General features: G+C 63.1%; 11 protein-coding genes. 5 read left to right on the plus strand and 6 right to left on the minus strand.

The annotated features are described in order from the left end of the window. Positions 1-47: 47 nt before the first annotated feature. From GY769_17735 to GY769_17750, 4 genes are all read left to right on the plus strand, one after another. Positions 48-1,811: a hypothetical protein gene (locus GY769_17735; GenBank protein MCP4203763.1), complete on the plus strand. Its 1,764-nt coding sequence runs from the start codon at positions 48-50 to the stop codon at positions 1,809-1,811. Positions 1,812-1,861: 50 nt separating this feature from the next. Further along, positions 1,862-2,413 (plus strand): histidine phosphatase family protein, encoded by a 552-nt coding sequence (locus tag GY769_17740; protein ID MCP4203764.1) that lies wholly within the window; start codon positions 1,862-1,864, stop codon positions 2,411-2,413. A gap of 45 nt (positions 2,414-2,458) precedes the next feature. Next, the gene (locus tag GY769_17745) at positions 2,459-4,573 is read left to right on the plus strand and encodes a Zn-dependent exopeptidase M28 (GenBank protein MCP4203765.1); all 2,115 of its coding nucleotides are present in this window, start codon (positions 2,459-2,461) and stop codon (positions 4,571-4,573) included. A 131-nt stretch (positions 4,574-4,704) separates the two neighbouring features. Then, positions 4,705-5,799: a hypothetical protein gene (locus GY769_17750; protein ID MCP4203766.1), complete on the plus strand. Its 1,095-nt coding sequence runs from the start codon at positions 4,705-4,707 to the stop codon at positions 5,797-5,799. Positions 5,800-6,306: 507 nt separating this feature from the next. On the opposite strand, the gene GY769_17755 is transcribed toward GY769_17750, so the two are convergent. Genes GY769_17755 through GY769_17775 form a run of 5 tightly spaced genes read right to left on the minus strand, consistent with a single transcriptional unit; the run spans position 6,307 to position 11,049 of the window. Further along, the gene (locus GY769_17755; protein ID MCP4203767.1) at positions 6,307-6,702 is read right to left on the minus strand and encodes a hypothetical protein; all 396 of its coding nucleotides are present in this window, start codon (positions 6,700-6,702) and stop codon (positions 6,307-6,309) included. A gap of 29 nt (positions 6,703-6,731) precedes the next feature. After that, positions 6,732-8,264 (minus strand): S8 family serine peptidase, encoded by a 1,533-nt coding sequence (locus tag GY769_17760; GenBank protein ID MCP4203768.1) that lies wholly within the window; start codon positions 8,262-8,264, stop codon positions 6,732-6,734. 39 nt (positions 8,265-8,303) lie between these two features. After that, positions 8,304-9,011, minus strand: coding sequence for a hypothetical protein (locus GY769_17765; protein MCP4203769.1), 708 nt, complete (start codon positions 9,009-9,011; stop codon positions 8,304-8,306). Positions 9,012-9,047: 36 nt separating this feature from the next. Continuing rightward, positions 9,048-9,932, minus strand: a complete 885-nt coding sequence (locus tag GY769_17770) for a serine protease (protein ID MCP4203770.1) — start codon at positions 9,930-9,932, stop codon at positions 9,048-9,050. Positions 9,933-9,936: 4 nt separating this feature from the next. Then, positions 9,937-11,049: a hypothetical protein gene (locus GY769_17775; protein ID MCP4203771.1), complete on the minus strand. Its 1,113-nt coding sequence runs from the start codon at positions 11,047-11,049 to the stop codon at positions 9,937-9,939. 257 nt (positions 11,050-11,306) lie between these two features. On the opposite strand from GY769_17775, the gene GY769_17780 reads away from it, so the two are divergent. Next, the gene (locus tag GY769_17780; GenBank protein ID MCP4203772.1) at positions 11,307-11,672 is read left to right on the plus strand and encodes a hypothetical protein; all 366 of its coding nucleotides are present in this window, start codon (positions 11,307-11,309) and stop codon (positions 11,670-11,672) included. Positions 11,673-11,727: 55 nt separating this feature from the next. On the opposite strand, the gene GY769_17785 is transcribed toward GY769_17780, so the two are convergent. Further along, a complete protein-coding gene (locus GY769_17785; GenBank protein MCP4203773.1) occupies positions 11,728-12,615 on the minus strand; it encodes a tyrosine-type recombinase/integrase in 888 nt (295 codons plus the stop codon). Positions 12,616-12,635: the final 20 nt, after the last annotated feature.

Consider the following 12,635-nt stretch of genomic DNA (forward strand, 5'->3'; position numbering starts at 1 on the left):
CCGTACCTGAGCAGCCCGGAGTCTATCTCGATTCGTTCGGGATTCCGATGCACACCCTGTCCGTCGGCTCCGGGCCGGGCACGACCTACGACGAGCTGCTTGCGGCCGTTTCCGACGAGACCGGTGGGCTCCACCAGCACACCTGCGTGCCCCAGGTGGAACTGGAGAACTTCCTGACCAACAGCCTGGTGACCGCCCTGCAGGGCGACACCGTCGAGCTGGTGGGCTACGAGACCGGCTCACTCCCCGCCGGCGGCAGCGCTGAGCACACCTTCGGCATCAACGGTTCGGCCTATCGCGCCGCCTTCCTGCTCTCATGGAGCGGCGGCACCGGCCAGCCGGGCGATCTGCGGCTGCGGCTCTTCGCGCCCAACGGCCAGGAGGTCTCGGGGCAGGTAACGTCCGGCGCCTCGTTTCACCGCGTCACCTTCCACTTCCCACTCTTCCTGCGCGGCACGCAGCCGACTCCCGGACCGCTGCCGTTCGCCGGCGACTGGAGGGTGAGGGTGGAGCGCGTGGCCAGCGGCGCCGTACCGATCCTCTACCGCACCTATCTGCTGGTCGATGACGCGGCGCTGGAATACGACTTCGCCATCGAGCGGCCGGTGGTCCTCACCGGTCAGGCGATCCCGCTCCAGATCGAGGTCACCGAGGGTGGTCGCCGGATCGCGCCGAGTTCCATCGTCGTCAGCGTCGACCGGCCGCGCGAGGCGATCGGCAACTTGCTGCACGCCGTGCCGGTAACCGATGCACAGCGGGCCGCCGTCACAGCCCAGCTCGGCGCCCAGGAGCTGGCCGGCTCGTCGCTGATGCAGACCTACGAGGCGCTCTTCCGCGACCCGGCCCGGGCGGCCGCTCTGGTCCCGATCCGCAACCAGGTGCCGTTCTTCGACGACGGCTCGGCCGAGCACGGCGACGCCCAGACCGGCGACGGCGTGTTCAGCGCGCTGTTCACCGACACCAACGTCCCCGGTGAGTACCAGTTCCACTTCACGGTGGCTGGCGAGTCCGAGTTCCATGGCGCCTTCAGCCGCCAGAAGACCGCCTCGGCCACCGTCGTCCTGCGCCAGGCCCGAGCCACCGAGTTCGACGTCCGGATCCTCGACCCGATCGAGGGCCAGGATCGGTTCGAGGTGGTGGTCGTCCCCAAGGACGAGTTCGGCAACTACCTGGGCCCCGGCTACGCTTCCAGCATCATCATCGAGCTCGAGGGCGCCGAGGCGGTGACCGACGAGGTCGAGGACCGGCTCGACGGCACCTACACCCAGGTCTTCACGACGACCATTCCCGGCTCGGTGAGCGGCTCGACGGAGATCTTCGGCACCGAGGTCGAGATCCCCGCCGAGGTCTTCCCGTTCGCCGGGCCGGCGACGCGAGCGGCCTGGAGCCTCCACGCCGGCTGGGTCGACCCGCAGGGCACAGCGGCGAACTTCCTGGACCCCGGCTTCACCGTCAACCTCGACCGGGTCTTCCCCATCAAGCCCGACCTGGCCTGGGATCTGCGCTTCGGCTGGGAAGGCTTCGACGGCGTCCCCGGAGCCGCCGACCTGGACGTCTGGATGCTGCTGGCGAACCTCAAGCACGTGTTCCACCACGGCGTCGACTACGACGTCTTCGTCAACGGCGGCGGCGGCCTCTACCTACTCGACCCCGGCGACGCCGAGGGCGGCGCCAACGTGGGTCTGGGAGCGGCGTGGGAACTGAGCCCCGACCTGGCGTTCGAGGCCACGGCAAACTACCACAGCGTCCTGACGGCCTCGCCGGATCTGGAGTTCGTGCAGCTGCAGATCGGCCTGTTGTTCAAGCCGTGACGAGGTTCGATGCGTAGTAATCAGCAACCTTACTCCCGAGGAGGCTCGTCATGTCCGACAAACCCAAGACGCTAATTCGAGGCATCGCTTATCTGGCGATCGCCGCGGTCGCCGTCGTCTCCATCTACGCCATCTACTGCTCGTACTGCTGGTGGTGGTCTCCCGTCGGCACGGTCCTCGTCGTGAGGCACGCCGAGAAGAGCTCGGCGGGCAGCGACCCTCCACTGAGTCCGGCTGGTACGGCCCGCGCCCAGACGCTCGCGCACGTTCTCGGGGACGCCGGCGTGAATGCAGTCTACGCGACCCAGTTCCTGCGGACCCACCAGACCGTGGAGCCCACGGCGACCGCTCACGGGCTGGCCATCATCGAATACTCCGCGACCGACGCCGCCGCACTCGCCGACACCCTACGCTCGGAGCACGCGGGTGGCGTCGTCCTTGTCGCAGGCCACAGCAACACGGTGACCGAGATCATCGAGGAGTTGGGCGGTGATCCTGTCGGCGTCCTGGCCGAGACGGACTACGACAACCTCTTCGTGGTCGCCGTGCGTCGCTGCTGGGGAGCCAGGGTCCTGCACTTGAAGTACGGAGATCCGACCTGAGCACACCTTGCGGCATTGAGGATCTGGCACGAGGGAGGAATCGGAATGAAACAACAGCCTGGTTTCCAGCATGTTGCGATGGTGCTCGACCACCTCTTCGGATCGTTGCGCTTGGTCGAAAACGAGAGTGATCCCGAGCTCGTTGGCGTCGACCTTGCCTCGGGTACCGAGGAGGCCCTCGACAGATTCAAGGGAGCGGGCTCCCGACTCGTAGTGCTGGTGCCCGGCTCCTGGTCGGAAAGAAACCTGAGCGCCCTCGAGCAGCACCTCGTCTGGTGCGACGGCGTCTTCGCGATGGGCAAGCGCCCGAGCGAAGCGCCCGAGCGGCTCGATTCACTTGGGGACGCGGATCCTGCAAGCACGCTCTTCGTGTCCGCCGATCGGGTCCTGAGAGGCCACGCGGTCCGGCGGGGGTACCGGGCGGCACCCGGCCCGGCCGTGGCCGCTCTTTTCATTCGCGATCGCGATGTCCGGTTTCTCCGACTTCGCGGTAGCCGGCGTCGCCTAGGGAACCTGCCGAACTTAGTGCCCTACTTCTTCGAGAGGACCGGCGAAGATGCGTGGTGCGTGCTCGGAGCCGGGACTTCGGCCACACTGACCGAGGCTGTCGCGCTCGGTCTCGGTTTCGACCTTGTTCCCCTCGACCTGGCAACCGAAGATCCGATGTTCATCCGGCTCGACGGGCCCGATCAGCGTGCCGCGGCAGCGAAGCTCGACTGCCGCCTGCTGGCTTCCCAGCCCGAGCGCATACTAACGGGAGTCGGCTGGGACCGATCCGCCGAGTCGCTCGAGGTCCGCGGAGCGCACGGTCATCTCCAACTTCTGGCGCCCCACCCGAGCCTCCTCAAGCCCGCGCCGCAACCGGATGACAGGCTCCGTGCCGAACGCCTGGCCTTAGGCCGGTGGCCGATCGAAAAGGCCAAGGTGACCAAGCTCACCTACGACCATCTGAAGGGTAAGCTCCTGAGCTTGGTCTGCCCGGTGAGTGACGCCTCGTTTCAGGCCGACGTGGACCGCTACTCCGGCGCCTCACCGCTCGACTCCTCGGGGCCGATCGTGTCCCGGCACATCAGCCATCCGGACAACGCCCGGGTCGTAAACGCGTTGCTGCATGAGCTGAGATCGATCGGCTACTGCGCCTACACACACGACTTTAGCCACAACGGTGGGATTCTGCAGAATGTCATCGCCGATCTACCAGGCAGCGGCTATTTCCAGATCGAACCCTGGTTCCTCGAAGAGCTGCGCGAGATCTTCGTCCGCTACCCGCTTCCCGACCCGCCTGACCCATGGCTCAAGGAGGTTTCGGAGATCGTTGGCGGGGATTGGCTGGAGCGACTCGAATCGGAGAGTCGCGCGCTGGACCGGCCCGAACCGCGCCGGCTTCGCAGCCGACTCGAGCACATCTTCGAGCTGCGGGAATCGTACCCATGGTGGAGGAAGGCATGCCTGGTTGGCGGACTGGGCTCAAAGATTGTTATCGTGGGCTGCCACTTCGACTCGACCGCAGGGTTCTCACCCGGATACGACCCGTTTTCTGATCCCGCCCCAGGAGCGGACGACAACGCCTCGGGAATTGCCGCGACGCTGGCCGTCGCCAGGCACATGTGGGCATATTCGGGGAACCTGCCCCATACGGTGCGCTTCTGCTTCTTCAACGCCGAGGAGCAGGGCTTGGTCGGTAGCAAGGCTTACGCTGCAAAGATGAAATCGGCCGGGGCGCCGATCAAGGCGGTCGTCTGCGCCGACATGATGGGGTACAACAGCGACGCTAACCGGATCTACGAGATCCACGCCGGCTACACCGACGCCGCCGTGCGCGATCTCAGCGTTCCGGTCGCGGAGACGATTGCCACGTGGTCGCAGTGCCTCGGTCAGCTGGCTCCGGCCCAAATCTACAAAGGAACGAGCGTCTACGGCGGAACCGACCGCGACCTCTTCGACGGCGCGATCAACCGCAGCGACCACGCCGCGTTCCACCAGCAGGGGTATCCGGCAGTGCTCGTCTCCGAGGATTACTTCGCCAACTTGCCGGCGGAAGCCGTAGCGGACCCGAACCCGGACTACCACACCACGGCTGACACCGTAGTGGACAGTGCTTATTCGGCCGACATCACCTGCGCCCTGGCGTTCAGCGTACAAGAACTTGCGGGAGGCTGACTATCTCTGCGAAACCGTCCGGTTGCAGACGCGCCGGAGCCACTCTCATGTCAGCTGCGTGATGCAAACCGCCGACAACAGTCCGATCGAGTTCGGATACTGGTGCCTGGCACTTTAGGAGGAGGACTCTCGTGGCGATCATCAAATCCGCGGTATGGAACATGGAATGGATGAACGACTTGTTCGACTCGGGTACCGGAGCCTTCAAGTCGGACAATGCATTGGTTCGCGGCCCAAACCCCGGCAGCCGAAGCAACCCGACCGTTAGCCAAAGGCGTCAGTCGCTCGCCGGTGTCCTCAACGAGTTGAATGTCGACGTAGTCACTATCGTCGAGGGGCCCAACAAAACGGATGAGCTACAGCTCTTCTTCGACACCGACGTAGCTGGCAATTGGACCTGCGACGTCCAGCCGACCAAGGGCTCGTCTCAGATCATTGGCATAGCGGTCCGCACAGACGGGAACAAGTTCGATGATCCTCCTCTTGAGCGCTTCCATGTCGGTGCTGGGCAGGGTGGCGAGGCGGGCCGATTGAGTACAGCCACTCTCCCATTCTTGCTTGACAGCGATGATGACGAGATCAAAGAGCAGTTCCACTTCGAGCGTCTGCCGCTCTATGCGGAGGTCAAGGTCGCCGGAGGTAAGCGATTTCGAGTGATGGGTCTGCACTTGAAGAGCAAAGGGATCTTCGACAGCTTGGAATGGGCCAAGTGGTGGTCGAAGGCAGACGCCAATCGCAAGAAGATCGTCGCCCAGTGCCGCCAGCTTCGAGCCGAGTTCCTCGACCACTACCTGACCGATGCGACGACCAAGGACATCCCCCTTCTGGTGTGTGGCGACATTAACGACGGCCCGGGTTTAGATGCTAGTGAACGGCGACTCAATACGAGTGGCGTCGAGAGTCTGATGGGAAACGTCTGGAAGCCCGAGTTGGGTTTGGGCAATGCGCTTTTCGACGCTCTTGACGATGATGATCGCATGGCTATCAAGCTCGACTCGATTTACACAACGAGCTTTCGCGATCCGATCTTCGGTGACTACCGGAAGGTGTGGATTGATCACGTCCTCTACTCGCGCAACGCCACCGCCGGGTGGTTGTCCGCCGCAGCACCGCGGCGGGACTTCGCAGGTGCCAACCCGGGCGAGACGCTCAGGATCTGGGAGAAGTACCCACACGCCTCGGATCACTTCCCGGTGACCGTTAACATCGAAACGGATTTGCTGTAGCAGCCAATCCCAGCGTGTCGGGGAACTCAGCGAAAGAACGGCCCGATGCCCGGCAGCCTTGGCGCAGCCCAGAGGCCAACCAAACCGGTCCTGGTCTCCAACAGAACGCGAACGCATGTCGCAACCTTGCCTCTGGCGCCGATTGCAGCGACGAAAGGTTCGATCTGCCGCCCTTATCGGACATACTCGCCACGATTGACATAGTGGCCCTCTGGCAAGCCACTCAGCCCCGCTCGGTGCGGGCAATTGGAACGACTCTGCCCCTGTCGGCAAGGCCCAGAGTAAGCGCGATGGCCCCCGCGATCGCATCCGCCGCTGGACACTACAGGCCGTGTGCTGGCGCGCAGCCGGCTTGCCTGCGTGCATTGACGTAGCGCCCACGGTGTCTGTCTCGCTGTCGGCACAGTGGCCGCACCTGCCCCAGGTCGCTTCGCGCGCGCTTCCCGACGTCGCGGTGGGTCGTCCCCGGCTGACACCAGCCGTATGCGGCGCGACCGAAAACCCGTGCTACGAGTACTTGCGATTTGGGTGGATCGCTTTGATCAACGATGAATCGGCCACTTGTCGAAGCTGATCCGGGTACACCTTGGCAAGGATAACTCCCGAAGACCTCAGGAGCTTGCCCTCGACACCTGCGCTCTCGAGGTCTCGCTGCACACGCGCCGTAGCATCCTTGATCTTTCGCCGCTGTGCCTCGGAAAGCTTCAAGCTTCTCCTGCGAATCTGCACACCTCCCACCCTGCGAACCTTGCCCAGCGATAACGTCGGCTTGGGAAGATTCAGCTCCAAAAGCACGACCCTTCGTCGCGATGACTTGCTCTCCGCGAATCTGAGCAATCGGTCATCGGCGATCTTCGCTTCTATTTCGCGGTTCTCGGACTCCGATTTCTTTGTTGCGGCCACCGTCACTCTCACCCGGTTACGGCGTTCTCTCAGAAGCCGTAACCAAGATCCCAAGCGTAGCCGACCGCCTTGAGAACATCAATCCGACCGAATCCGTATCGATGATCCTGTCCCGACTCTCCGAGCTCCTCGACCGTAGAGATCAGCAGATCTTGGATCAGAAACGCTCGCTCCGAAGGATCCACCTCCCCGATGGTGGTGGCGCTAAGAAGCAACGCAATGGCGCCGGACACGTGTGGGGCAGCCATCGAGGTGCCGTTCCAGATTGCATATCTGTTTCCGGGGACCGAGGACTTCACCGCGACTCCTGGAGCTGCCAGCTCTGGCTTCGAGTAGATAAGCGGCAGGGTTTCCTGCTCGATCACTCTCGACTCGAGGAAGATTTGTGTCCTCCCTCCGCTAAAACCCGCCGCCCGGTCCTCGACATCCGTCGCCCACACCGCAAATGCACAAAAATCGTTCCCCGGTGAGCCGGAAGTCTGACTTCCCTCGTTGCCGATCGAGACGACGACCGGAATCCCCGCCAGATTCGCCGAGACAAACGCCTGAGTGTATGTGTCGAACACATCCGGACTGAGTCGCAATCCCCCCAGAGACATGTTGATGACATCAACCCCCTTCTCGATCGCCCACTCGATCCCAGCCAGAATCTGGGCATCAGTGCCCTCGCCTCGCTTGAGCACCAGCCCGCCGGCGATCTTTGCCTGTGGCGCCACACCGATCCACTGACCGCTCTGGACGTCGCCGGCAATCGTGCCAGCCACGTGCGTACCGTGCTTTGCCGAGTCGTGAGGCTCCGAGTCCACCACCCGGTTACCATCGAAGTCGAACTCGGCCCAGTCGGCGCTTCGCAGACGGTCCTCGAGGTCTTTGTGGTCGGCGTCGATCCCCGTATCCAGAACCGCCACCTTGACGTCTTGCCCTTCGGCCCCATACGCACCCCATACCGACATCGCTCCGATCGCGTTGAGCCCCCAAGCGCTGGTTTTGTTGTCCGCGACGTTGGCCGGAAGTCGATCCGGGGTGACTTCGACGATCGGCGCGAGCTTCATCCGTCGATTCGGATAGATCCCGGCGATGTTGGCGACTTGCCCCGGGAGATTCTTGAGGGTGTCCTTGTCGAGCCGCATGGCGGCACTCGACGAGGACCAGAATTTTCTGATCTTCTTACCCCTTTCCTTGTCGGCCTCCTTGGCGGCCGCCACCTTGACGCCCTCCGACTGAAGAAGAGGATCGAGGCTTTTGAGACCCGCCGCACGCCTTGGTGTCGGGCGCCTGGGCTTTGCAAGCGCTGCCACCTGCGACGCCAGGCTCTGAGTGTGGGTGCGCAACTCCGTTCGCCTCTCTTTCGGGCGCGCTTTTCGCTTGAGAATCTTCGCCGGTGGCGGCAGGAGCTCTCGCGCGCTCGTGGACATAGACCGCTTGCGGATCGCCCGGCTCGAGGCCTGGAGCAAACGACTATATTCGGTCGACTCCGGGCTCATCTGGACGATCACGTCGCGTGTCGCGCCTCGACCCTCGTCAATGATCTTCTCGATTTGCTCGTGCAGGTACGGTTTCATTTTGGACCTCCAGTCAGCTTCCCGGCCTCGTTCAGCGACCTACAAGGCTCGTGCTCTCTTGATGTCGTCACGCAGTCGCGGGATATCGAAAACATCGATCTTTGCGCCTTCTGTTCCTTCCGAACCCACCGCTACATGACCGTCGACGTCGATGTGCTTGATGACTTCTTCGGCGTCAGCCAGAGACTGGTCCTTGGCGGCCTTTCGTTCTGCAAAGTCACTCTTTAGCCCGAAAATGCCGAGGAAACTCGTCCAGGCCGCACCAACGGCAACGGCCTGGATCAAATCGTGAGCCAACGCCGTCGCGAAAAACGCTCCCAGGATCGTGTAAAAGATAAACCCGATCCAGAACTGCCGCCACCGTTCCTTCCTCAAATCATCTCTCAGCTTGTCGACGGTGTCGTTGAGGGCCGTGATGGCTGCGTTATCGGGTGGATCCGCCTCCGTGAGTTGACTCAGACGAGAGTAGAAGGCGTCAAGCCGTTTCTGCTCCGCATCGATCCTGACTTTGCCGACCGTTCCGGGGATCACGCCCCCGATCAGCGAAAAAGCGGTCACCAGCGCTCCGACCACCCCGAGCCCGGCATAGAGCCAACCGATTGCCCAGTCGTGTTTCTCCTGGCTATACCAGTGAAAGAGCGTCGTCGATCCCTGGTCTTCCGCCTCCTGTGTCTCCTCGGCAACCACCGCAATGACACCGCCAAGCATCAAGATCACGGTCAACACAAAAACACGAAAAACTTTCATCACGTCCTCCTTGGTGGCTTCGCTCTCGCCGCCCGTTCAACCCGCCTCTCGATCCCATGCCTGAAGGTTCTGAAACACCTTTGAATTGATCCGCACCCCCAAATTGGAACGAACCAAGCCCGTCCCGTGTATGCCCACGACCTGCCGGCTGCCGTTGAGATGCCGCCAGATGGGCGCGCCGCTTTGCCCACCACTGGTATCAACCGTGTATGCCAGAGTCGAGGTGCCTATTCTCTCAAGGTGGCGGGCCTGCCACCAGAGAGAGCCCGCCTGCGGCTTGTCGTCCGGATAACCCGCAATGTTGATCTCGTTCTGGCGCAGGTCGTGGTTGCTCAAGCTCGCAAATCCAAGGTACCCCAGATCGTCGCCTATGGCCTCGGGCAACAGGAGCGCCCCATAATCCAGTGATCGGTCGCGCCGATTGAGCCAGCCGGTAACGCTGCGGAACCTCGAAGTAGTCACCGTTGAGTAGGGGAGCCGCGAACCGTTTCTTCCTGGAGTAACTTCAATTCTCTGGGCCCAGCCGCCCCGATCGTGCATGTAGACACAATGGCCGGCCGTCACAACTAGTCTCTTTCCGGCGAGCCACCCTGTGCCGATCAGCTCCGACCCGTCGGCGCCCGTGATCGCGAGGGAGCCGATGCTGCGACACGGATACTGGGAGGTATCGGCAATCTGCTGCCGCTCATCTTCTCCGATCACCGTCCTCGGCTTGATCCGAAATTTCGGGCCGGCTCGCCCGGCCCTTCGACCGCCTCTCCGGCGGACCGCGTCGCGAGGCCGACCCTGCAGGGCTCGCGCCACCAGTTCTCGCCGCGAGTGCACAAGCTGCGCCGCACCCGACACTTCCAGCTCGAGAGCACCCTCGCCGGTGGCGGCAAAGACGCCGGGTTCCGTCCCGTCGGCTCCCTTGACCTCCATGGCATCAACCGTGGGTGCCGGGTGGCGTCTCTCGACCCGTTGGTTGCTCCCCGGTTCCCGTATTCCCCGGATTCTCTTCGCTCCCAGTGTTCCCGACCGAGGTGCCGTTCTGAGCGGCTGCGGGGGCAACTGTGTTCGAAGCCGTAGAGACTTTGGTCTTCTTCTTGAACGGATTGCTGTTGAATCTGAACCCGATGCCGACAAGGGCGTTGACGTCAAACGTCTCGTCCACCAACTGGTCGGACTGGAGGGTTTCCTTCAAAACCTGACCCACCTCGTAGATGCCCTTCAACCGGGTTTGTTCATGGCCCGCCGCCCCTACAAAGAGGCTCACGTTGTCGCCGATAATCCAGGAGGCGCCGGCAAAAACCAGTCGCTCATCGATATCCGCCCCGAGACCCGCCGTGAACTTGGGTCTCGAAGGCTTGCCGAGACTCCCCTTGGGGGTATATGAAAACGCAACGACCGGCTCGAACTCCAAGTCGTCGTTGTCAGCGACCGGAGTGACGACGAAGCCCGTACCGCCCGTCTCGGCCTTGCTGAAGAACTCTTCGTCCTCATCCGGTAAGAACGAGAACCCGTAGTGGACAAGCCACTGACGGTCCTCGACCGAGGTGAACTCGAAGACCCACTCGTCGTGCCCATCCCGGTCGACCGTGATCGTCAACGTCTGACCCTCGGTCAACGTGTAGGGCTGCGGCAGCGTTACCGTTCCACTCGCTGCAATTCCGTTGATTCGGTTCGTGCAGTCCGTGTCCGGGCTCAAAGAACGGGCTTCCGCCAGCGCAGAGCGAAATTCTGCTTCATCGGTTTTGGACAAGAGCGCTCTGGCTTTTAGAAAAGCATCACACTCGTCGGAGATCGCACCGGCCACTGCTCCTGCCTCAAAAACCCCGAAGTCAAGCGGAGGAGCCAGGCCTGCCTTCTCGACATCGATGCGATAGGACTTGGCTGGGAGGCGGTGCGTGATCTTGATTTGAACCTTGGTTCCGGCATCTACCTTCACGCTGCCTCCCGTATCGGCCAGATCCAACTCGTACTCGGTTGCCGTCTCTTGGCCAAGACCGGCCATTGGAACGCTGATCACCAACGCAAACAAAAGACAATGCTTCTTCATCTAACCTCCTTTCCGGAACTGACCCGTGGGACCGGCGGCCACTGACGCCACTGACCGCGGGCCGAGGACATCCGGAATCCATCCATCTCCTCTTCCTCGGACCTCCCACAGGAATCTGTCCTGCACGTGCCTCTCACGACGGCTGTTGCAATAATCTATGAAATCAAGGTACTAGGAAAACTGGCAACTGTCAAGAGCCACCTACGAGTAGCATGGCCGCCACGACGATGACCGCGTTGACAAGAGCGATGAGATGAATGGACCTCGACATCTCCTGGCCTCTGCGTGCTTGGGGCTGCTGGCGCCCCTCGCCGCCAGGGCCGCCAACGACTCCGGTGCTGATGGACCCGAGTGCCGCAATCGAGGTACCGGTTGACGGCCGGCTCGACACAACCACGCAGATGACCCTGGGTGGACCGGAAACGCTCCGCATAGACACGCAGGTAGTAATCAAAGTGATGAGCCAGGGCCCGGTAGAGGACAGTGCGCTCGGGGTGGCGGGGGCGATAGACCCCGGGCTCGACGTGGCGGCGGACGACTCCACTCTGAAGAGTAAAGACGGAACTGGTAGCCAGGAGCTTGCAGTCGAGCCACGACGGCAGGGCTGGCAACGTTCGAGATGAAGCTCTTATCGGACCAGCTCGTCTGCAGTGAAGCAACCGCCTCTCAGCAAGCCACTCAGAACCGCTTGGTGCGCATGATCGAGACGACTTTGCCCTTATCGGCAATTCTCAGGGCAACTGCGACTGCCCCCGCAATCGCGTCCGCAGCTGGCCGGAGAGCTTCCGGGTTCTGGTGGATGTAGCGCTCGGTGATGGAGCGCGTCTGGTAGCCGTGGCCGAGTAGCGGGGCGACGAAGGCGGCGTAGCGGCCGTTGTGGACGTGAGCGCCCATGCTGGCGAAGGTGTGGCGGAGGGAGTGGAGGTCGCAGCCGCGCTCGAGGGGCAGCTCGGCGGCTCGCCAGATGAGGCGGCGTGCGTTGTTGATGGCTCGGTAGGGCGTCTTGGGGGCGCGTGGGCCCGGGCAGACACAATCTTCCGAACGCGACGTCTTGGGCTTCGCCTCGCGGAGGAGGTCGACCGCAGCGTGGCCGATGACACGGCGTTGCGAGCCGGTCTTGGAGTCTTCGAGGTTCAGGAGGCCGGCGTCGAGGTCGACGTGCTTCCAGCGGAGGCCGTCTACCGCACCGCGGCGCTCAGCGTGGGGACTGCCGAGGAGCTCGCCGCGGCGGAGACCGGTCAAGGCGAGGAGCCGGATCGTGAGGACCACCGACGCGTGGACCTTGTGTGCCTTGCCATCCACCTGGACCTTACCGGAGGTCGCCGCTTCGGTCAGCACCGCTCCGAGCCGCTCGAGCTCTTCGCGTGTGAGGGACCGCCGGCTCCCCTCCTCTCGAAAGCGCTGGACCAGGCCGCATGGGTTGGTGAATTCGGCAGGGCCGAGGCCTTCGCGCTGGCCGAAGGCGAGGGCGGCGCCGAGGGCGGTGAGCATGCGGTTGGCCGCTCCCGGGGTTTGGCTCATGCTGCGATGGAGGGCGCGAACCCGCTCGGCGGTGAGGCTGCGCACGGGGAGGCCGCCGAGCTTCG

The organism is bacterium (assembly GCA_024224155.1).
In the GTDB taxonomy this organism is placed as follows: domain Bacteria; phylum Acidobacteriota; class Thermoanaerobaculia; order Multivoradales; family JAHEKO01; genus CALZIK01.

Excerpts from the sequence above, each read along its gene's own strand:
- GY769_17735 (MCP4203763.1), top strand. The coding sequence starts at position 48 with ATGCACACCCTGTCCGTCGGCTCCGGGCCGGGCACGACCTACGACGAG.
- GY769_17740 (MCP4203764.1), top strand. The coding sequence starts at position 1,862 with ATGTCCGACAAACCCAAGACGCTAATTCGAGGCATCGCTTATCTGGCG.
- GY769_17745 (MCP4203765.1), top strand. The coding sequence starts at position 2,459 with ATGAAACAACAGCCTGGTTTCCAGCATGTTGCGATGGTGCTCGACCAC.
- GY769_17760 (MCP4203768.1), bottom strand. The coding sequence starts at position 8,264 with ATGAAACCGTACCTGCACGAGCAAATCGAGAAGATCATTGACGAGGGT.
- GY769_17765 (MCP4203769.1), bottom strand. The coding sequence starts at position 9,011 with ATGAAAGTTTTTCGTGTTTTTGTGTTGACCGTGATCTTGATGCTTGGC.
- GY769_17770 (MCP4203770.1), bottom strand. The coding sequence starts at position 9,932 with ATGGAGGTCAAGGGAGCCGACGGGACGGAACCCGGCGTCTTTGCCGCC.
- GY769_17775 (MCP4203771.1), bottom strand. The coding sequence starts at position 11,049 with ATGAAGAAGCATTGTCTTTTGTTTGCGTTGGTGATCAGCGTTCCAATG.
- GY769_17780 (MCP4203772.1), top strand. The coding sequence starts at position 11,307 with ATGGACCTCGACATCTCCTGGCCTCTGCGTGCTTGGGGCTGCTGGCGC.